Annotated in this window: 19 protein-coding genes; 13 read left to right on the top strand and 6 right to left on the bottom strand. The window is 41.2% G+C overall.

Going from position 1 to position 21,512, the window contains the following annotated elements; translation table 11 throughout:
* Positions 1–87: 87 nt before the first annotated feature.
* From JMY09_RS07845 to JMY09_RS07880, 8 genes are all read left to right on the top strand, one after another.
* Complete coding sequence (locus JMY09_RS07845) at positions 88–1,800, top strand: acetolactate synthase 3 large subunit (protein ID WP_201623075.1); 1,713 nt, start codon at positions 88–90, stop codon at positions 1,798–1,800.
* Entirely contained in the window at positions 1,800–2,294 is a 495-nt protein-coding gene (gene ilvN, locus JMY09_RS07850; protein WP_201623043.1) for an acetolactate synthase small subunit, read from the top strand. The genes JMY09_RS07845 and ilvN overlap by 1 nt, the downstream gene beginning before the upstream one ends.
* A 149-nt stretch (positions 2,295–2,443) precedes the next feature.
* Positions 2,444–3,460, top strand: a complete 1,017-nt coding sequence (ilvC, locus tag JMY09_RS07855) for a ketol-acid reductoisomerase (RefSeq protein ID WP_201623044.1) — start codon at positions 2,444–2,446, stop codon at positions 3,458–3,460.
* 383 nt (positions 3,461–3,843) lie between these two features.
* Complete coding sequence (locus JMY09_RS07860) at positions 3,844–4,266, top strand: hypothetical protein (protein WP_201623045.1); 423 nt, start codon at positions 3,844–3,846, stop codon at positions 4,264–4,266.
* 434 nt (positions 4,267–4,700) lie between these two features.
* A complete protein-coding gene (locus tag JMY09_RS07865; RefSeq protein WP_201623046.1) occupies positions 4,701–4,913 on the top strand; it encodes a cold-shock protein in 213 nt (70 codons plus the stop codon).
* A 258-nt stretch (positions 4,914–5,171) separates the two neighbouring features.
* Positions 5,172–5,750 (top strand): DUF421 domain-containing protein, encoded by a 579-nt coding sequence (locus JMY09_RS07870; protein WP_201623047.1) that lies wholly within the window; start codon positions 5,172–5,174, stop codon positions 5,748–5,750.
* 361 nt (positions 5,751–6,111) lie between these two features.
* The gene (locus tag JMY09_RS07875) at positions 6,112–6,861 is read left to right on the top strand and encodes an electron transfer flavoprotein subunit beta/FixA family protein (protein ID WP_201623048.1); all 750 of its coding nucleotides are present in this window, start codon (positions 6,112–6,114) and stop codon (positions 6,859–6,861) included.
* A gap of 53 nt (positions 6,862–6,914) precedes the next feature.
* Positions 6,915–7,847 carry an electron transfer flavoprotein subunit alpha/FixB family protein gene (locus JMY09_RS07880; RefSeq protein WP_201623049.1) on the top strand — a complete coding sequence of 311 codons (933 nt, stop codon included), beginning with the start codon at positions 6,915–6,917 and terminating at the stop codon, positions 7,845–7,847.
* A 116-nt stretch (positions 7,848–7,963) separates the two neighbouring features.
* On the opposite strand, the gene JMY09_RS07885 is transcribed toward JMY09_RS07880, so the two are convergent.
* Together JMY09_RS07885 and JMY09_RS07890 are read right to left on the bottom strand one after the other, a co-directional pair.
* Complete coding sequence (locus tag JMY09_RS07885; RefSeq protein WP_201623050.1) at positions 7,964–8,767, bottom strand: TrmH family RNA methyltransferase; 804 nt, start codon at positions 8,765–8,767, stop codon at positions 7,964–7,966.
* A 131-nt stretch (positions 8,768–8,898) separates the two neighbouring features.
* Positions 8,899–9,888: a class 1 fructose-bisphosphatase gene (locus JMY09_RS07890; protein WP_201623051.1), complete on the bottom strand. Its 990-nt coding sequence runs from the start codon at positions 9,886–9,888 to the stop codon at positions 8,899–8,901.
* A gap of 757 nt (positions 9,889–10,645) precedes the next feature.
* On the opposite strand from JMY09_RS07890, the gene JMY09_RS07895 reads away from it, so the two are divergent.
* The 3 genes from JMY09_RS07895 to JMY09_RS07905 all read left to right on the top strand — a co-directional run bounded on the left by JMY09_RS07895 (position 10,646) and on the right by JMY09_RS07905 (position 13,529).
* Positions 10,646–11,713, top strand: coding sequence for an aspartate carbamoyltransferase catalytic subunit (locus JMY09_RS07895; RefSeq protein ID WP_201623052.1), 1,068 nt, complete (start codon positions 10,646–10,648; stop codon positions 11,711–11,713).
* A 105-nt stretch (positions 11,714–11,818) separates the two neighbouring features.
* Positions 11,819–13,030 (top strand): dihydroorotase, encoded by a 1,212-nt coding sequence (locus JMY09_RS07900; RefSeq protein ID WP_201623053.1) that lies wholly within the window; start codon positions 11,819–11,821, stop codon positions 13,028–13,030.
* The gene (locus JMY09_RS07905) at positions 13,023–13,529 is read left to right on the top strand and encodes a DUF2127 domain-containing protein (RefSeq protein ID WP_227677228.1); all 507 of its coding nucleotides are present in this window, start codon (positions 13,023–13,025) and stop codon (positions 13,527–13,529) included. Before JMY09_RS07900 ends, JMY09_RS07905 begins: the two co-directional genes overlap by 8 nt.
* Positions 13,530–13,775: 246 nt before the next feature.
* On the opposite strand, the gene JMY09_RS07910 is transcribed toward JMY09_RS07905, so the two are convergent.
* From JMY09_RS07910 to JMY09_RS07920, 3 genes are all read right to left on the bottom strand, one after another.
* Positions 13,776–15,041 carry a cation:proton antiporter gene (locus JMY09_RS07910; RefSeq protein WP_201623055.1) on the bottom strand — a complete coding sequence of 422 codons (1,266 nt, stop codon included), beginning with the start codon at positions 15,039–15,041 and terminating at the stop codon, positions 13,776–13,778.
* A 38-nt stretch (positions 15,042–15,079) separates the two neighbouring features.
* On the bottom strand, positions 15,080–16,693 hold the full coding sequence (locus tag JMY09_RS07915; RefSeq protein WP_201623056.1) for a DUF2254 domain-containing protein: 1,614 nt from the start codon (positions 16,691–16,693) through the stop codon (positions 15,080–15,082).
* Positions 16,694–16,803: 110 nt separating this feature from the next.
* Entirely contained in the window at positions 16,804–18,375 is a 1,572-nt protein-coding gene (locus tag JMY09_RS07920; protein ID WP_201623057.1) for a YihY/virulence factor BrkB family protein, read from the bottom strand.
* A gap of 253 nt (positions 18,376–18,628) precedes the next feature.
* Between JMY09_RS07920 and wrbA the strand changes: the two genes are divergently transcribed.
* Together wrbA and JMY09_RS14765 are read left to right on the top strand one after the other, a co-directional pair.
* Positions 18,629–19,246: an NAD(P)H:quinone oxidoreductase gene (gene wrbA / locus JMY09_RS07925; protein ID WP_201623058.1), complete on the top strand. Its 618-nt coding sequence runs from the start codon at positions 18,629–18,631 to the stop codon at positions 19,244–19,246.
* A gap of 115 nt (positions 19,247–19,361) precedes the next feature.
* Positions 19,362–19,991, top strand: coding sequence for a hypothetical protein (locus JMY09_RS14765; protein ID WP_320157831.1), 630 nt, complete (start codon positions 19,362–19,364; stop codon positions 19,989–19,991).
* Positions 19,992–20,163: 172 nt separating this feature from the next.
* On the opposite strand, the gene JMY09_RS07935 is transcribed toward JMY09_RS14765, so the two are convergent.
* Complete coding sequence (locus JMY09_RS07935; RefSeq protein WP_201623059.1) at positions 20,164–20,934, bottom strand: DUF3108 domain-containing protein; 771 nt, start codon at positions 20,932–20,934, stop codon at positions 20,164–20,166.
* Positions 20,935–21,512 lie beyond the last annotated feature (578 nt).

Consider the following 21,512-nt stretch of genomic DNA (forward strand, 5'->3'; position numbering starts at 1 on the left):
ATGACTGGACATACTCAAACGGCTAATGCTGCCAAAAACTTCCAAGAGAAACAAAAACTGCTTGCTGAAGGTGGTAACGAACCAGTAATGATGACTGGTGCTGAAATGCTAGTACAGTCGCTCACTGACGAGGGTGTCAAATATATTTTTGGCTATCCAGGTGGTGCGGTTCTGCATATCTATGATGCGTTATTCCAACAAGATAATATCGAGCATATTTTAGTGCGTCACGAGCAAGCAGCAGGTCACATGGCTGATGCTTATTCACGAGTGACAGGTGACACTGGAGTAGTACTAGCGACATCAGGTCCTGGTGCGACTAACACGGTTACTGCTATAGCTACAGCTTTTATGGACTCAGTACCGATGGTAGTGATTGCCGGACAAGTACCGAGCAGCCTGATTGGTGAAGATGCCTTCCAAGAAACTGACATGATCGGTGTATCGCGCCCTATCGTTAAGCATAGCTTCCAAGTGCGCCATGCTAGCGAAATCCCAATGATTGTCAAAAAAGCTTTTCATATCGCTAAGTCTGGCCGTCCAGGTCCAGTAGTTATCGATGTGCCTAAGGATATGACCGCTCCGAGTGAGAAGTATGCTTATGAGTATCCAAGCGAAGTATTTGTCCGTTCATATCAGCCATCGATAAAAGGCCACAGCGGTCAAATCAAGAAAGCGGTTGAGACTCTACTCGCCGCCAAGCGTCCGGTTGTTTATTCTGGTGGTGGAGTAATTTGGAGTAATGCTCATCACGAGCTTAGAGATCTTGCTCATCGCTTGAACTTACCAGTGACTAATACCTTGATGGGTTTAGGTGCTTTCGACGGTTTCGATGAGCAGTTCCTAGGCATGCTCGGTATGCATGGTACTTATGAAGCCAATATGAGCATGCATCATGCGGATGTTATCTTAGCTATTGGTGCGCGTTTCGATGATCGAGTGACTAACAACGTCAAAAAATTCTGTCCTGATGCTACTATTATCCATATCGACATCGATCCTACCTCTATTTCGAAAACTATCTTTGCTCATGTGCCTATCGTTGGTGATGTAAAATCTGTATTGACTGATATGTTAGAGCTGATTGGCACTGATAGTCAGTTAGATCAGCCGGCATTGTTAGATTGGTGGTCGCAGATTAATGAATGGCGTAAGCGTCATGGTCTACGCTATGACACTAGCACCGAAAATGGCATCAAGCCTCAGAGTGTAGTAGAAGCAATGTGCAGAGTAACCGATGGCAACGCTATCATCACTAGTGATGTTGGTCAGCATCAAATGTTTGCTGCGCTTTATTATACTTATAGAGAGCCGCGCCAATGGCTAAACTCAGGTGGCCTTGGTACTATGGGCGTCGGCTTGCCGTATGCTATGGCTGCTAAGCTGGCGTGTCCGGATCGTGATGTGGTTTGTATCACTGGCGAAGGCTCTATTCAGATGAATATTCAAGAGCTGTCAACTTGCTTACAATACAACATACCAGTCAAAATCCTAAATATAAATAATGCGCAGCTGGGTATGGTTAAGCAGTGGCAAGATATGCTTTATGAAGGTCGTCATGCCCAGTCTTATATGAACTCTTTACCAGATTTCGTAAAACTCGCCGAGAGCTACGGTCATGTAGGTATCAAAATTACTGATCCTCAGACTATGGAAGCACAGATAGCTGAAGCAATGGCTATGACTGATAGACTAGTATTCATTGACGTCTATGTCGATCGTAATGAGCATGTTTATCCCATGCAAATTGCTGGACAGACTATGCGTGATATGTGGTTAACTAAAGGAGAGCGTACCTAATGCAACAACATCTGATTTCGGTATTGATGGAAAACGAAGCGGGATCGTTGTCGCGGGTCGTTGGTTTATTTTCCCAACGCGGCTATAATATCGAGACTCTGAACGTCGCACCGACAGACGATCCTACTATTTCACGCTTGACCTTGACGACTATTACTTCACCTGAAAAAATCGAACAAATGACTAAACAGTTGCATAAGCTGATAGAAGTAGTCAAAGTCCTTAACTTATCTGATACTGTACACGTTGAGCGTGAACTGATGCTGATTAAAGTTCGCGCAGTTGGTAATATACGCGAAGAGATTAAACGCAGTGCGGATATTTTTCGGGCGCAAATCGTTGATGTTAACGCTAGTATCTATACCCTTCAAATCGCTGGTGATACGGCCAAGCTTGATGGCTTTATAGATGTGCTTGGTCGTGAACGTATTTTAGAAGTGGTACGTTCAGGCGTCATCGGTATCGCTCGTGGTGAAAGAACACTGAGCGTTTAACCAGTACCGAATTTCCAAATTTCAATTTAAAAATTAACACTTAGAATTTAACATAACGCTTATAAAGCGCACTTTTTCTTATAGGAATAGTGCGTTATAAGTATCTTACTATCCATGGCTCTCCATGATTGAGGAAAAGGACTCTACCTATGAACGTTTTTTATGACAAAGATTGTGATCTATCTATTATCCAAGGCAAAAAAGTTGCTATTATCGGTTACGGCTCACAAGGCCATGCCCACGCTTTGAACCTACAAGAATCAGGTGTCGATGTTACTGTTGGTTTACGTGCTGATTCTAGCTCATGGAAAAAAGCTGAAAATGCTGGTCTAAAAGTTGCTGAAGTTGCCGATGCGGTAAAAGCGGCTGATGTGGTCATGATTTTGACTCCTGATGAGTTCCAAAAAGCGCTATATCAAAACGAGATTGAACCTAATATCAAAGAGGGTGCAACCCTTGCCTTTGCTCATGGTTTTGCCATTCATTACAACCAAGTAGAGCCACGTAGCGATCTTGACGTGATCATGGTAGCGCCAAAAGCACCAGGTCATACCGTACGTAATGAGTTTGTAAAAGGCGGTGGTATCCCTGATCTTATCGCTATCTACCAAGATGCGTCTGGTCAAGCCAAACAACTAGCCTTATCTTATGCTGCTGGTGTTGGTGGTGGTCGTTCAGGTATTATCGAAACTACTTTTAAAGACGAAACGGAAACCGATCTATTCGGTGAGCAAGCGGTACTTTGTGGTGGTGCTGTTGAGCTAGTTAAAATGGGCTTTGAAACCCTAACTGAAGCCGGTTATGCTCCAGAAATGGCTTACTTTGAGTGCCTACATGAGCTCAAACTTATCGTTGACTTAATGTATGAAGGCGGTATCGCTGACATGAATTATTCAATCAGTAATAACGCTGAATATGGCGAATATGTTACTGGCCCTGAAGTCATCAATGAGCAATCTCGCGAAGCTATGCGCAACGCTCTTAAACGTATTCAGTCTGGTGAGTATGCGAAAATGTTCATCTCTGAAGGGGCAACTAACTATCCTTCAATGACTGCACGTCGTCGTAACAATGCTGAGCATCAAATCGAAATAACTGGTGCTAAATTGCGCGGTATGATGCCTTGGATTGGTGGTAATAAAATCATCGATAAAGACAAAAACTAATTAATCAAATAATTTTTTGCTTAGCAAAAGCTAATTATTAATAGTTATTAGATCCGTGACTTTTAACCCATGTTATCAAATTGATAGCATGGGCTTTTATTTATTGGCAGTTCTGTTCTTTCACTATTATTCTCATGCTGCTCTGCTAATAATAAAATAATAGCGGTAAAGGCAGGCGAATATACGCACAAATCTAAGCTATGTTTTGCAATTAAGTTGAGCATAATGGTTGAAAACCACTATTAGCCGCCCAATATAAGCAAGCGATAGAGTGCTTGTTAGTCATTAAAGCCACCGAATAAAGGGCTATTTAAAATCTTGTCATTCTTTGATCCCCATTGTTTTATTTTTTCTTTTTATAAACTATAGGTTGTGTCGCACTAATGTCTTTTCCAGAATGGTTGAATCCACAGTTTGCATATATAGGTTGTAGTGCAGTAGTTGCTATACTTATTTTGATAGAAGGGGAGATGCTTAAGCGTAATAATGGCAAACTTCCTAAATCATTATTTTTTCGAGTCAGCTCACTATTAGATACGGCTTGGTTCTTTATCTCAGTAGCTATGCTATATGTGATTGAGCTGACCCCGTTAGCAGTTGCTGTTCCTGCTGCTTATGGAATTTATACCGTATTTGGCTGGATATACGGCACTCGTCTGCTCAAGCGTACAGGCATTCCTGATTCTACTAAAGACTTAGTGGTACCTTCTAAATACATCGCTTACAGCCAATCTTTTGCGCTAGTATTCTTTGCCTTGTGTCTATTAGTATTATCTTCACCTTGGCTAGCACTACCTACTCAATGATCAAGTAAATGCTAGTTTGGGCAAGTGCTATTTGCTTGCAATGACTTTTCTATAGCTGTAATGCAGCTTTTACCTCAGTTTAGCTACTACTAGAAGAGACTATATGCAACTAAGTGAATTTATGCAGCCTTAATGCTATAAAATTCTTACGCATAAAGGTTAAGGTTAAATTTAATAACCACTAGTTTCGGTGGTATTTACAGCTTTTAGTACTAGTAAAAAACTTTTACAAAACTCCTTAATTTAATCTATCATTGATTATAAAAACTGCTATAATAAAGTTGTACTTAAGAGGTTTGCGACAAAAATAGTGCAATATCACTGTGATAAAGCGTTATTTAGTTTTAGCATTCTGCTAACAAATTAATTAAGTATTCATCAATCAATAGGCAACGACATACGTCTTGCCAACAGTTAAAGAGTTAGGAAAATTTATGTCTGATAAAGTTGAAGGCACTGTAAAGTGGTTTAATGAAGCTAAAGGTTTTGGTTTTATCGCGCAAGATAACGGTGGACAAGACGTATTCGCTCACTACAGCGCTATCCAAGGTGGTGGTTTCAAGACCCTAGCCGAAGGTCAAAAAGTGTCTTTCGTTTTAGGTGAAGGCAAAAAAGGCCCACAAGCTGAGCAAATCGAAGCTATCTAATCTTATTTGTTAGGCTCAATTGATTTATCAGTTAGCTTAATTCTATAAAGATTAAATCGTCACTAGATTACTTTGTTTGTTAAAACAAAAAAATATTGTTTAGACTGTATCGCAAAAGCAACCACTTATTGGGTTGCTTTTTTTTGGCCAAAATTTAGCTATAGATAAGTAAAACAAGGGAGAGAAGCGAATTTTTTATATTAGCTGGTGATTGATAGTAGTGAAGATAAATAATTTGATAACTATTGAGGGTGTACTATGGATTGGCAAGCTTGGCTATGGATGGATTGGCAGCAAATCGTTGGCATAACTGTATCGGTTATTGGTTTTTATTTCTTTTTGATAATGTTTACTCGTATCGTAGGTTTACGAAGCTTTTCTAAGCTCTCAAGTTACGATCTTGCCATGACCGTTGGCATTGGTAGCATTTTGGCCTCTACCGTGCTATCAAAATCAACCTCGCTATTACAAGGTGTTTTTGCTATTGGCGTGTTGTTTCTATTACAAGCGCTGCTGTCTATTGTCAGACGCAAATTTAAACCCATCAAAGCGCTGATAGACAATCAGCCTCTTGTTTTGATGACTAACGGTGAGTATCTTTGGGATAACTTAAAAAAAGCCAAACTAAGTACTAATGATATTAAACAGATTTTACGCAAAAATGGTATTAAGGCTAAGTCTGAGGTTTTTGCCGTGATTATGGAAACCACGGCCGATATAAGTGTGATCAAGAATAATGAAGTTGTTCCTGACTGGTCATTATTTGATGATATCGATGATAAGCAAGTATTAGTAACTACTTATAATAGTAATATCAACCAAAAATCTCAGCTTTAGATACTATAGAAGTAATGATAAAACCTTAAGTAAATAAGCACTTAGCTGTGATACAAAGCATAACTATTATAATTATTATGACTATATATAATTAGCTATAACTAAAGGTTTTAAGCTTATATTGGCTATTTTTCAGAAATAGTGACAAATTTATGACCGATTATTCACGGCGTCATCTTGACCTTATAAGCGCTCTCACGCAAGATAGTCTAGTCTAATAAGTACAGCTAAGTGCTAACCATTATGTGCTATAAGCTAAAACTGCTAAATATAACTTTGAACGACCGTAAAGCTCCACTTTTTATTTATAGCTGTTTTTTATTTAATACTTTTAAATTCACATATAACAAACGAGGAACGTATGAAAGCATTAGTCGCGGTCAAGCGTGTCATTGATTACAACGTAAAAGTTCGTGTAAAAGCTGATCATTCAGCGGTTGATTTATCTAACACCAAAATGTCTATCAACCCTTTTGATGAAATTGCGGTTGAAGAAGCGGTTCGTCTAAAAGAAGCAGGCGTTATCGAAGAGATTATCGTAGTCTCAATTGGTCCTAAAGAAGCACAAGAACAGATTCGTTCGGCATTAGCTTTAGGAGCTGACCGTGGCGTATTGGTACAAACTGACGCTAAGCCTTATCCACTACAAGTGGCCAAAATCCTAAAAAGTATCGCTGAGTCTGAAGGTACTGATATTATTTTGTTAGGTAAGCAAGCCATTGATGATGATAATAATCAAACTGGTCAAATGCTGGCGGCACTGATGGGCATTGGTCAAGGTACTTTTGCTTCAGAAGTTAAAGTAGAAGGCGATAAAGTAAACGTCACTCGTGAAGTGGATGGTGGTGCACAAACAGTAGCACTGTCTCTACCAGCAGTTATCACTACTGACTTACGCCTTAATGAGCCACGTTATGCCAAGCTGCCTAACATCATGAAAGCTAAGAAAAAGCCACTTGATGAAAAAACGCCTGCTGATTTTGGGGTAGATATGACCTCTAAACAAGAGATCACCAAAGTTGAGCCACCTGCTGAGCGTAAAGCGGGTATCACGGTTAAGTCAGTAGACGAATTAGTCGACAAGCTAAGAAATGAAGCCAAAGTCATTTAGGCTAACAGCTGACCATACGAATAGATGATACGAATAAATAAAGGACAAAAATCATGGCTATTTTGGTATATGCAGAACATGACAATGCCAGTCTAAAAAAGGCAACTTTAAACACTATCGCCGCCGCTAAACAAATAGGCGCTGATGTTCATGTATTGGTTGCTGGTAGTAGCAATCAAGCGGTAGCTGACGAAGCTGCGAAAGCTGAAGGGGTGACTAAAGTCCTATTAGCAGATAACGCCGTTTATGAGCATCAATTGGCAGAAAATATTGCGTTATTAGTTGCTGATATTGCTAGTGACTACAGCCATATTTTGGCTCCTGCAACCAGTACTGGTAAAGGATTTATGCCACGTGCAGCAGCATTACTTGATGTAAGTATGCTGTCTGAAATCACTGCAGTTATAGATCCACAAACTTTTGAACGTCCTATCTACGCAGGTAATGCTACTGCTACCGTTAAGACTACAGAAGAAAAAGTTATGATAACGGTACGTGCTACAGCTTTTGATCCTGTTGCTGCCGAAGGTGGTTCAGCCACTGTCGAAACTATCGATAATGTACAAGAAGCTGGTAAAGCAACTTTTATTAATGAAGAGATGGCTAAGTCTGACCGTCCTGAATTGACTTCAGCATCAATCGTAGTTTCAGGTGGTCGTGCGCTTGCTAACAGTGAGAACTTTACTAAGTATATCGAACCGCTTGCTGACAAGTTAGGTGCTGCTATTGGCGCTTCACGTGCTGCTGTCGATGCAGGTTATGTTGCTAACGATATGCAAGTTGGTCAAACTGGTAAAATCGTTGCCCCAGATCTATACATTGCCGCTGGTATTTCAGGTGCCATTCAGCATTTAGCGGGTATGAAAGACTCTAAAGTTATCGTAGCTATCAATAATGATCCAGATTCACCTATCGCTAGCGTGGCTGATTACTACTTAGAAGCAGATTTATTCCAGGCGTTACCTGAGTTGACTAGCAAGATTTAAGCTTAGCCAAATCATTGACTGTTTAATATATTATTATATAAAAAATCCCGCTATCATTGATAGCGGGATTTTTTATACACTTGTCACCCATCAAAGTGCTTCTTCAATCACTGTTTTTAGGAATATTGACGTTGACGCAAAGTTTCATACAGACAGAGCGCTCCGGCAATAGCGACATTCAGGCTCTCTTGACCATTAGGTTGCGGCAAGGCGATAGGAGTAGCACATTGCATGAGCTCAGCGCAAACCCCTTGACCCTCGTGACCCATAATCCAAGCAGTAGGCTGGCGTAGATCATGCTGGTAGATTAAAGTATCGGTGTGCGAGCTCGTAGCTAAGAGCGGTACTTGTACTTTGTCTAAAATATCGGTCACGCTTAGCCCTTCATAGATAGTCAATGCAAACTGCGCACCCATGCCAGCCCGTAAAGTCTTCGGTGACCATGCTTGAGCGGTGCCACTAGTACAAAGTATAGTATCAATGCCAACAGCTGCAGCCGTGCGCAGTAAAGTACCTACGTTACCACTGTCTTGGACGTCATCTAATATCAAACAGTCAGTAGTAATCATCGGCAGAATAGGCGCTGGTATCTTGACTATGGCCATAACATCAATACCTGAGCCTAAACTACGAATGCTCTTGTATAACGAGTCTGACATGACTAAAACACTAATATCAGTAGTCAGGCGGCTTAGTATTTGCTGTACTTCAGGGTGGCCATGAGCGGATTCTGCTACTAGTATTTGTTCGAATGGGTAATCGCTGCGTAAAGCGGCATCAATTAAATGTATGCCTTCAAGTACAGTCTGCGCTTGTTTATTGCGTTGGCGTGCTTGAGTTAATAAAGCTTTGGCCAGCTTTATCGTTTGGTTCTTATCAGAAGTAACTAGGGGGTTTAGCTCGTTTGCATATAATGTCATAATAGACCGCTTAAAAATCAATATAAAGTTGCGCGGCTTAACCGTTCAACTGGCTAAAAATTAGTCGTCAAAAAGGTAAACCCAGTCAAGGTCATTTATGGATAACCGCCTATTACAGACGGTCATCTAAGTTAGCCCTGTTTATTAGCATGCTGTAAATGTAGCTCTTTGACATAATTGACTTCGTTTTTGCTACCAAGGACTACAGGCACCCGCTGATGAATATCTGTAGGCTCGATATCGAGGATACGGTTGACAGCATCAGTAGCACTACCACCAGCTCGTTCGATTAATAAGCTCATCGGGTTGGCCTCGTACATCAAGCGTAATTTGCCAGCTTTATTGGCATACTTAGTGTCAAACGGATAAGTAAAGAGACCGCCGCGGCATAAAATACGGTGCACATCACCGACCATGGCTGCTACCCAACGGGTATTAAAATCACGCTCGCGCACACCAGCTTCACCAGCGATCAACTCATCTATATATTGCTGCATAGGCGCACGCCAATAGCGATAGTTGGAGCTGTTAATCGAGTACTCGCTAGTGTCTGCATCGATTTGGACTTGTTCTTCAACCACGATATAATCTCCAGTATCAGGATCGAGACTGAACATAACTACTGTATCAGTGATAGTCAGCGCTAGCATCGTAGAAGTGCCATATAATAAATAGCCAGCTGCTAGCTGTTTAGTGCCTGGCTGCAAAAAGTCTTGATCTTCGCTCGCTTGGCCTTGACGATTATAAGGAAGGATGGAGAAAATAGTTCCCACCGCCATATTGATGTCGATGTTAGAGGAGCCATCAAGAGGATCAAATAATACTAATAAGCTACCGTCTACATTGGCAGGAGTAGCATGATCTAGTTCTTCTGAGGCAACCCCAGCGCAATGACTATTTTGTGCTAAAGCGTCTAATAACAAATCATTGGCTAAAACATCGAGCTTTTTTTGATCTTCGCCTTGAACGTTTTGATTGCCCGCTTCCCCTAAGATATCTGCAAGCGCGCCTTTTCTTAATAGCTGGGCAATGGTTTTACCAACGTCAGTAACAGTGGTGATTACTTCGCTAAGCGCAGCGTCGCAAGAAACATGGTTTAAGTAGTCGGTCAAAGTGGTCATAAAGCTTCCTAGTAAGTAGGATTATAATAAAAGTGTTATCATAAAAAAGTGATAAAACGACTGGGCTATAAATCTTAACTGAATCTTTAATAAATAGTGATCAGGCAGTGCATTACAGTGTTAATTATTAGCTATTAAAGGTAATGATGGCGGTTGAAGGCTATTGATAAGCTCGATAAAAAGTTATATCAATAGACCTTAGCCTATCTTTAGTAGTCAAATAATAGCTACATACATAACTGTGCTAAATTAGTCAGAGCGCTATGTTTATGACTATGACAAAATCAGCTACACTATGGCTAAGGCATGTCCTCATTTAACAGCATAAATAGTTACTGGGCTTAAAATGGCTATCTCTCTATATTACTGTGACTCTTTGAGCGTTTATAGACAATAAGATGATATTCTCTACAACAATTATTTTGATTGACAAAAATGTAGCGCATTTTTATCCTCATTCGCTAATTGATGAGCCGTCTTAATGTCATTAGCGCTGATAAATTTTGGTACAACCGTCATTAAAAGAGTTGATAATAGCCTTAAGTTGTAGCATTCATTATCAGTAGTCATTAGCATTATAAAGTTATTGCGGTAAAGTGTAGCAAATAAGCGACAAAATGTCCTTATTGCTAGACGGTTAACTAAGTGTTTTAAGCAAAATACCAATGATTATAAGTATAATAACCTTAGCTGTAATATTCAGTTTGAATCAGTAAATTCAATCCTAAATATAAACCTATCATAAAGACTTGCCATTATGCCAAATACTCACGATACCAAGAATAACGTTTCCCCTTCTGAATACGCCAAGTTTGATCCTAGTACTATTCATCAAAGACTCAATACTTCGCTTAGTCGACCACAATTAAATAGTGATGGTAGCATAAGGCATTTTTTGGGAGTGGAAGGTCTTAATAAAGCGCAATTGCAAGCTATCATTGCCAAAGCTGAAACTTTCTTCGATGAAAATGGGCAACTGATTAATCGTCCTGAGTTGGAAGGTTGTACGGTGATGAATCTGTTTTTTGAGCCATCAACTCGTACGCGGACTACCTTCGAGGTCGCTGAAAAACGTCTTGGTGCTAATGTGTTGAACCTTGATATTGCCAGCTCTAGTGCCAAAAAAGGCGAAAGCCTACGCGATACGCTGTGGAATCTACAAGCAATGACTGCTGATATTTTTGTAGTGCGTCATTCCGCTTCTGGCGCTGCACATTTTATGGCTACTGAGGTGACCCCAGATATTGCTATTATTAATGGCGGTGATGGCTGGCATGCACATCCTACGCAAGGTATGCTCGATATGCTCACTATTCACCGTGAAGCGCCGCGTCCGTTTGAAGAGTTGTCAGTGGCTATCATTGGCGATGTCAAGCATTCACGAGTAGCTCGATCCGATATCAGTGCCTTGCAAACCTTAGGTGTCAAAGATATAAGAGTGATAGCGCCACGTACGCTGCTACCAAAAGGTATTGAGCGTTTTGGGGTGCAAGTGTATGAGGATATGAACAGCTGCGTGCGTGACTGTGATGTGATTATGGGGCTTAGAATACAGAACGAGCGTATTGGCTCGCCTCTACTAGCTTCATCGAGTGAATATTATAAGCAGTATGGCATTACCCCTGAGCGGGTAGCGTTAGCCAAACCCGATGCGCTAATTATGCACCCTGGGCCAATGAATCGTGGGGTGGAAATTGCCTCAAGCGTGGCTGATGGCCCGCAATCCGTTATCTTAAAGCAGGTGAGTAATGGGGTCGCTATTCGCATGGCAGTATTGGCTTTGACTATGGAAGGGCAGCGTGCTCACCAAGCGAATAGAGGATAATTGCTAACAGTAGATTAGATTTTGATGTGATACTAATTTAGCCCATAGCTGTTGATTAGTTTTTGTCTACTTTCCTATTTAACTTATTTACATGGTACCCAGCTCATGATCGATAATAATAACACTACAGCACAGATAATCGACCTATTGCCTACCGCTTTTAGCCAATCACTACCCAGTTCAGTGAGTGAGCAGTTGACTAATAACGCATCAGATCATCAACTGTGGCTACTACCGCCTTTGGTTGATTTGTGCGCCCGCTTACGTGAACCAGGGTTGCAGCAGCATGGGACGCTGGCATCAGAAGGCAGCGCAGCACTGGCTAATGGATTTTTGCATGTAGTCATTCCGCCTGATACTAATCCTATATTAGAGAATGGCTCATTGCTAAAGGGGTTGCGAGAACGAGCGTTAGAAGATGGTGGCATTCACTTACATATCTTAGGTGCACTGACGGCAGGGTTAAAGGGGGAAAGGCCTTCTAATATTGCTGGCCTCAAAAAAGGCGGTTGTATTGCAGTCTCTAATGCTCGTCGACCTTTTGAAAATGATTTAGTCCAGTTGCGTACCTTGGAGTATGCCGCTACCTTTGGGATGAAAGTATTCTTCTATCCTGATGAGCCTAGCTTATCTGGTGATGGCGTGGCTCATGAAGGCTATATCGCCTCTTATCATGGTTTGCAAGGCATTCCTTGGATTGCCGAGACCGTAGCTTTATCAACGCAATTACTAATGGTTGAAGAGACCGGCATTGCCGCTCATTTTAGTCAACTATCTTGTAAGTCTTCAGTGGAGCTTATGCGCTGGGCTAAAGATAAGGGTTTACCAGTCACTTGTGATGTGGCGATGCATCAGTTGCATTTGACCGATGATAATCTAGAAGGCTTTAATGCTATGTCATATGTACTGCCGCCATTACGCAGTAACACCGATCAGCAAGCGCTACGTCGTGGTCTTAAAGACGGCACTATCGATGCCATTTGTAGCCATCATGAGCCGCTCAACGTTACTGCCAAAAAAGCCCCTTTTGCTGAGAGTACCCCAGGTATTTCCAACTTCGATACTTTTATGGCGCTGGCGTGTCAGCTAGTGCGTGATGAGGTGCTAACAGTAGAGCAACTAGTGGCTAAGATTTGTCTCAATCCGGCAAAGATTGCTGGTATTGAAGATCAATATCTAGAAACGGGCGGAGCTATCTTAGTAGACCCTGATATGACATGGCAAGTAACTACTGAAACTATGCTGTCTAATGGTAAAAATACCCCTTTCTTTGGCCAACAGTTACAAGGTCGTGTCGTGGAGACATTCTTTGGCTAATCTATCTAATGCCAAGCTGCCTATAAAGGTGAGCACAGCTAGTCAATCTAGTGAGTCGATCAAGGCAGTAGCTATCTATGAGATAATCAAAGGTATTGGCGCGCTGCTAGGAGCGACTGCTTTATGGCTATGGCACAAAGATTTAGATCAGTGGCTAGCGACGGCTACTAATACTTGGCAGCAAAACTTTGGTCAGCTGTTAGCAGCGCAAGTAGAAAGCATAGTACAGCTAGCACAAAAAGCTAGTCACAACTGGACGTTATTCTTATTGTTGATTTTTGCTTATGCCAGTTTGCGATTCATGGAAGCTTACGGCTTATGGCAAGATAAAACTTGGGCCTATTGGTTTAGCGTCATCGGATACGGTATTTTTATACCTGTAGAGCTGTACTATCTGTTCGCTAATACATTTGATGGGTTTAACTTATTTATATTGCTACTAAACATAGTCATCGTTATCGTAGTTTATCGAAATATGAAGCATAAAGGCTTGATTTAGGTTTACTAGTTTGTGCTACTAAGTTGATTGTTAATAATTTTAGCTCCCTAACTAGACAGGTATAACTACAGATAATGTTATTTATTAGCATTGTTTATCAGCATTGTTTATTAGCCCTGTTTAACAGCACAAACAAAACCGCCAAAAGAGACTCTCTTCTGGCAGTTTTATTGTTTAATAAGATAGCTTTTTGCTTTAATAGTTAATGGTAAATGGTAAATGGTAAATGGTTTTATAAGCCTGCATCTAAAGCTCGTTGATAGGTCTAATGCTTTTGGCAACTTTACCGATACTTAAGCCTTGTACTAGGATTGAGAATACAACTACCGCATAAGTAAGGGCCAATAAGATATCACGCTCGGCACCGGATGGTAGCTGCAACACTAGCGCCACTGAGATACCGCCACGTAAGCCACCCCAAGTCAGCACTTTCCAAGCACCTACTGGTAAATTGAGTTGGTGTCTAAAGGTCCTAGTGGTCATGCCGACTACGATAAGCCGTGCTGCTAGAGCAATGACAATAGTTAAGCCTGCAGCGATAAATAGATTACCTGAGTAAGCAATCATTACTACTTCTAAACCGATTAATACAAACAAAATAGCGTTCAATATCTCATCGATTAACTCCCAAAATAGATCGATATAGTGGCGAGTCTTATCACTCATTGCTAATTCGCGACCGCGATTACCAACCATTAGTCCCATCATTACCATAGCTAATGGTCCCGATAGATGCCAATGACTGGCGAGCGCATAACCACCGATTACCCCAGCTAAGGTCAACAGCACTTCTTCTTGATAACTATCAATACTCTTGAGCATATAGTACAAGATAGCGCCGAGTACTAAGCCGAAGACGATACCACCGCCAGCTTCGAATGCTAGCGCATGAGCGACATAATTGACTGTTGGGATATTACCACTACTCAAAATGCCAAGAAGGATGACAAAGATCACTACTCCGATGCCATCGTTAAATAATGACTCGCCAGCGATAACAGTTTCGATGCTCTTTGGCGCATTCGCTGAAGCTAAGATGCCCATCACTGCAATCGGATCCGTTGGTGATATCAAAGCGCCAAATAACAAGCACCAAATAAAAGGTAAACCAAAACCAAATAGGGGCAGCATATAATAGACCGCAGCAGCGATAAGCACGGCTGAGACTATGGTTCCTATGAAAGCTAAAATACCAATGGGCAGCTTATAACGTTTTAGATCGCCGATATTGACGTGCAAAGCACCAGCAAATAATAGCATTGAGAGCATACCATCTAACAATACTTCAGTGAAATCAAGCTGATCTAGTAAGCTGACCTCATAATCAATTAACTGATCAAAGCCTAAGAAACCTAGGAATATCGCGGCAATAGATAATAATATAGAGATTACCATCACGCCAATAGTAGTCGGTAGACCAATAAAGCGATGATTAAAATAAGTCAGCAAAGCTGTGATCGATAAAAATATGGCGCTGATTTCGAGTACGGTTAGACTGGTTGCAGAAGCCATAAAAAATTCTCAAATATATAAAATGGGGATTAAACAAGCTAGCTAGCTTGAGTCTCTAGCGCCTTACGAATATGAGCATTAAATCCGCTAACATATTCAAAGTGTAAGTGCTTAGCGTTATCATCATGGATAAACGCTCTTGCCTGTAAACACATGGCTTGCAAGTCGGCGGTAAGCTCACTATAAGCTAAGTTTTGTTGTCCAGCTCGTTCAATCAGCGTTAGTTCATGCAGTAAGGTCTGACGTTGAGCGCTATTCACTTTAGCATAATTTAGATCAGTAATCGCCTGACACAGCGCTTTTAGCACCATCAAATCTGCGGTAGCATAACGCCGTATTTCACCTAGTGAGGTATCGATAAAGTCTGATATCTTAGGGGTCTTAGTAATGAGCGCTAAGATTGCGGGTACTGGCTGGTTGACCGCAATATCGTCAGTATCGCTATCATGTGGTGGTATATAGAAGTGATAGGGGCTGGGAGGCTGTCGACGCAACATGATACTCAAGCAAGTAGTCAAAGATTGCACACAGTTTACTGCTGTTTTAGGGTCATTAATTCCTGGAGATAAAGCCCGTAGCGCAATTTCAGTCATTTGCCCTAAGCTGTAAGCGATATCGTTTGAGTGTGACAGTCTAGCGTCAATAGCTAAGCCTGCGGCAAAGCGCTGCCAGAATAAACCATCAGGTCTGCGTGGTAGAAGTGCTAAGTTTGAGGTTTTAGTTTTTTGTAATAAGCTTGCATGATCAGCTGGGCGTTGATAGAAGTGCCCTATAACATTAGCATCAGTAACGAAGTTGCCAAGATTAGTATGCAGTTGGATAACGCCACCATAGTCACTCGCTAGCGCTATCAGCGTTTCTACATATAATTGTCCTAAATATCCTGAAGCTGGAGCATAGAGGGCAGTCATTGGCCACTGCTGATAGCGATCAATATCTTTGGCAGTCATATTTTGTTGATGCTGCAGATCACAAGTGGCACTGTACCAATAATTGATATTGTTAATGGCGTCATTACTGGCATCTTGAATGACATGTGAGGCCTGAATCGCATGTACCATATGCTGGACAAAATACACTAGCAATAGCGCGCAAATGACCGCAAGAGCGATAGCAAAAGTAACTGCCAACTGTGGCACACCAAAACCAACGTCAAACTTATGAATAGCCTTTAGTACTAATAAGCTATAGCTAAAAGTACCCAAAAAGATACCTAGAACAAATTGATTAGGAGTATCGGTCAAAAAGTTCCGTAGTAGCCGTGGGCCAAATTGTGATGAAGCCATCGATAATACGGCAATAGTAATAGAAAACGTGGTGCCCGCTACTCCTAATACTGCTCCGGCGATTGCTGTCATAATAGCCCGCGCAGCATCCGCATCACCAGTAAATGCAAAGCTAATGTCTTTCACCGTTTCACGATCAAAGTGCTGGTCAATAGACAGCAATAGCGGCGCTAGAAGTAGCCCTAATACTATGCAAGCGGTAGGAATAAACCAATAAGAGCCAAGCAGCCTTTGCCAAATATTTTTTAAACGATCAGGCAAATTGGTCAGATTTTCAAACGACCAGCGCTGCCTAAAATCTTTTAACCAAGCTATTAGTGAGGCAAAGATAGAGGCAGACAGATTATCTTTAGAGTGGTCTTTCACCGGCACGAGCTCCGCAATATAAGTAGAGGTTTTTCTATTAAAGCCAAGCTCAAATACAGAGCGTAACTTGAGTGCTAGCTAGGCTAATAACCTTATTTAAGCGTTCAAGCTTACAGCGACGCTGCTGGATTATCGGCTTCAGTAATGATGTTGGCTTTGCTTGGCATAGCTGCGGGCTTACTAGTAGGGTTAACGTTCATGTTTTTGCTTATAGCATCAGCTGGATCACCATCTGGAATGACGATGTCATGGTTATTGTTGTCATGGATAACTTCGCTGTCTTTATCGTAAGCCTCCGCTTCAAAGCGTGGGGTACTGTCATCGTCGCTATGACCATTGCTCTGATAGCCATACCGATCATACTGCTCTTGCTCACTTATAAGCCCATTATGGGAGTGTTTCTTGCCATCTGCAGAGGTTTTTTCCCGAGGTTCACTATGAGTAAAGATAGTCGCTAATGACAAGTCCAGCTGCTGTTTGGCACAAGCTTCAGTATTGACAAAACGATTGACCAATAAGCTGAGCCAAGGATATTGGCTGCCACGCTTCATTTCATCTAATTCATCTTTGATAGGCAGCGGATAGGGCAAGGTGCGGTAGAAGTCCCATAGAGTCATCCGATTTAAGTCTTTTTTAAGAACATATTCATCTTTTTCAGTAAGAGTAATCAAGTTGCTATCTTGCAGATAATTAATATAGGTATACCATTTAGGCAGCTCTTTACGACCCAGCACATTACGTAAGTCTTGTTCACTGACAGCGTCACCTTCTAAGTGATGGCTATAAACCAGGTTTAGCATATCTAGCAGGCTTAGCAACGGATGGCGGGGATAAACTTCTTTGGTTGCAAAAATAGTTAAAGTATAGCTAATCTCAACCCCAAGCAAGATTAAATTCCACGATAAAAAAATCCACAGCAAGAAAATCGGTAGCGCTGCAAAGGCGCCATAAATAGCCTCATAGCTGGTAAAGTTACTCATAACTGTACCGAAGACATGCTTTAACAGCTCAAAGATAATCGCTACAAAAATCCCAGCAATAGCGGCATTTTTAAAGGGGACCTTAGCTTTTGGTATAAACCAGTACATAGCAGTAAAGCCAGCAACAGTGACCCCCGTAGAGACCAGCTGAATCCAAAACCCCCAGTCAATACCATAACCATTTATTTGTCGATTTAACAAGCTAAAGCTCTGTACTGCACTCGATGCCAGAAATGCTGTTCCCAATACTAGCGGCCCTAAAGTCACTATAGTCCAGTAACGCAGGATGCTCTTTAGACCACCTGATCTATCTTCAACTTGCCAAATCTGGTTAAAAGCGCGCTCAATAGTGGTTAAGGTCATAATAGTAGTAACCAGTAAAATCATCGCCCCGATAATAGTTAAGTTAGATGATTTTTCGGCGAAGCTATTAATATACTTACTAACTTGTAGGCTCGATTGTGGCAGCAAATTACTATAAATGACTTCGTAAATCTGTGCTCTAACCGATGACAATGCTGGCACTGAAGATAAAATCATCAACAGTACGGTCAGCATAGGCACAATTGACAGCATAGTAGTATAAGTAAGCGAAGCGGCTTTTTGCTGACAGTTATCTTGAAAAAAGTGCCGAACCAAAAATCTTAAGAACTGAAACCAATGCTGTTGTAAAAAGGGCAGTTTTTTTAATAAGTTTTCCATATCGGCCATTTAATAGGGGTTAAGATACGATATTGTAACAAAATTAGCAGTTTAGTATCTTCTGATTATTTGTGTCAAAATGCATAGCTATAATCGTTAGTTTTAACGCTGTTTAAGAGTGCTAAGTCACAGCTTTGCCTGTCAGTGCTTAACGGCTGCATGGTATAATCAATCATTGCGACTACTCACTACCGCTAATTGCTGATATCTTTTAATACTGATGATAAGAGCAAATTTAAAAGGAATGTTATTAATGAGTCAAACGACCCCTTACGTGTTAGTGCTTTATTATTCTAATCATGGCACTACCAAAACTTTGGCTTATGCTATCGCTCAAGGTATCGAGGATGCAGGCCTAGTTGCAAGGATTCGTACGGTGCCGCCAGTAGCCCCTGAGACTACAGCCAGCTTGCCGTCTATTCCTGATGAAGGTGATCTCTACTGTACAATGGATGATCTAAAAGATTGCACAGCCTTGGCACTAGGCAGTCCTACTCATTTTGGCAATATGGCAGCGCCGCTCAAGTATTTTTGGGACAATACGGTTACGATATGGCTGGCTGGTAATTTACAGAATAAACCCGCTGCAGTATTTACCGCTACTGGCTCTATGCATGGTGGACAAGAAACTACATTACTAACTATGATGCTGCCCCTGATTCATCATGGCATGATGATCGTAGGTCTGCCTTATGCAGAGCCGGCGCTGAATCGTACTCAGCGAGGCGGCACGCCTTATGGTGCTAGCCACGTCAGCGGCGCAGCGCACGATAAGCTAGTGAGTGAAGACGAACGTGAATTGGCGATAGCTCAAGGTTATCGTCTGACTATTGCGGCCACCGCTTTGGCTCAAGCCAAATGGAAACGCTAATAAGCTTGCTCAGTCGAAGACAGCTTTATAGAACACTATCTAAAAGATGGTGTTTGAGTGTAGTTTTAACAAGCACCTTCGATAGCAGCCCTTAACTAGGAAACAGACCTCTCTAATGGCTACTAATAATCCTAATAATGAAGCCCAGCGTTCAGTATTGGCCAATGATTCATCCACATTTGATGGCCAAGCTGAGATAGCTACTAGCGTTATAGCCAGTACTGAAGCTGCTGACACTCATATCAATACCAATACTATGACTAGTGCAAGTGTTGCCAGCACTAACTCTGCTATCAACACTAGCAAGAAGTCAGTTAAAGCAGAAAAAGTCAGTAAGCCTATAGCACCTATGCATAGACTTTTAGTCATGACTTGGCTGCTATGGCTGGCTTATCGACTATTGGTAATGCCAGTATTGATCAGTATCGTCAACCCTACTAGTCCCGATATCGTTGGCGGTATAGTGTGGTATGGCTTATGGCTGATCCCAGCGTTTATATTGACCCCAGCCATATTACGTGGCCGTTCCCCTTATATATTGCTGGTTGGTAGTATGCTCACCTTAGTGTATTTAGGGGCTAGCGGCGTTACCCTATTCATTCGAGTTTATGGTAGTGGCTGGGCTGAAATTCTCCTGTACCTATTGGATTTCGTTTTACTACTGTCCATCAATGCTTGGTTGTTTTTATTACTAAAACGTTTGCCATCGATGAATAACGTGGTCAAGCAGCCGCGTGCTCGCTAACTTAGAATAGAGTGATGGTTGTCAATAGACGTTAGGATTTTAGTCTATATGTTACTCAATAAAAAGCTGCCCTCTAAATCTAGAGGGCAGCTTTTTATTGGTTTTAACTAAGTTTTAACTAATAAGCAATTTATCAACCAAGGCATTGATAAGCTAAACAATAACTAACAGCTTAGTTGATTTTGGTTAGCTCTAGATCCATTTTTTTACCCTCATTCACTTGGCTGACTTTTACTGGTAGATAGTCTAAGCTCGGTGCTAGCCAAAAGCTAGTTGAGCGACTATTATCATCGTGGATACGATCAATACGTACCGTATCGTAAGTACCAGCAGGAACAGTAATCTTAGATTTTCCAGAATTTTTAAATGGGGTCTTTTCTATTTTATCTTTTTTGGCCATATAGTAGTTACCAGAGAATGTACCATTCAATAGGTCTTGGCGAATCTGAACTTCTAAGCTTAGATCATCAAAAGCTTGCTGGGCCATATTCAGGTTAATAGTTTTACCTTTATAACTACTAGCAATTTGCTTTTTGCCCGAATTAAAGCTGAGGTTATGAGTGCGACCAACGCCGAATAGCTTGTAAGTAGTACTAGCTTGGGTCGGTGCCACACTGTTGCCATTAATAACAAAAGTGCTTTTTTGAGAGGCACTAGCGACACCAGCAACTTTAGCATTGACATCGTATTTCCAGACGTTGCCCGATTTGTTTAAGGTGCGAGTGGCTGTACCTTTGTATTTATCTTCCACGGTAAAATTATAGTTAGCACTAGAAGGTTGAATGGTTTTTGCACTTGCAAGAGTAGGGGCGGTCATACTTAATGCTCCGATAGCCGCAATGCTAGCACCCATAGTAAGAGCAGATAACCGCTTATTGCTGGATTTTTTTGCAGTAGAATCTTTGTTAACGGTTTTAAAATTAGTAGCATGAAAAATATTCATAGAATTCCTTAATTAATTTATAGTCAGCGCAAAAAATAAAACTCATGTGCTTGCAGCAGGAGAGTCTTGTTAAATTGATGCAAGCATAGCCAGTATTTATTGTGGAGTGGGCAGCACCCCTTAGAGTTTTTTAGCTATTATTTATTTCAGGGACTGAGCTTAATAGGTCAACAGCTATAATGGTCATATCCTGTTACATTTTCAAGGGTAGTAGCAGTGGGAGATGTTTGATTGCTGTATTTTTTATTACTAATAAAGCTCAAGTCTCTAGTATCAGTAACGTCCTGTAAGTAAAGCTACCGCTTTCAATCTAATCACTGCAATCACTCTAATTACAGGCTCTGCCTTTAGACATTATGATTTTCAATATTTGCTTGTGGTTTTTTTACTACTAGACGTTCACTATGAATAATATTGCATAATATTCTTGTAAATTTTTGGGCTTTGCACTTGAAGCTGTTTAACGATGCCCCCACTTTTTGGTACAAGCTCAATAGTTATCTTCTAAATACTAGTAGTCACAATAATGGTTTAGAAAGTAGCGATATTGAGAACGCTAAATGAAATAACTTTTAACT

The sequence above is a fragment of the Psychrobacter urativorans genome (genome assembly GCF_904846695.1).
Lineage (GTDB): Bacteria > Pseudomonadota > Gammaproteobacteria > Pseudomonadales > Moraxellaceae > Psychrobacter > Psychrobacter urativorans.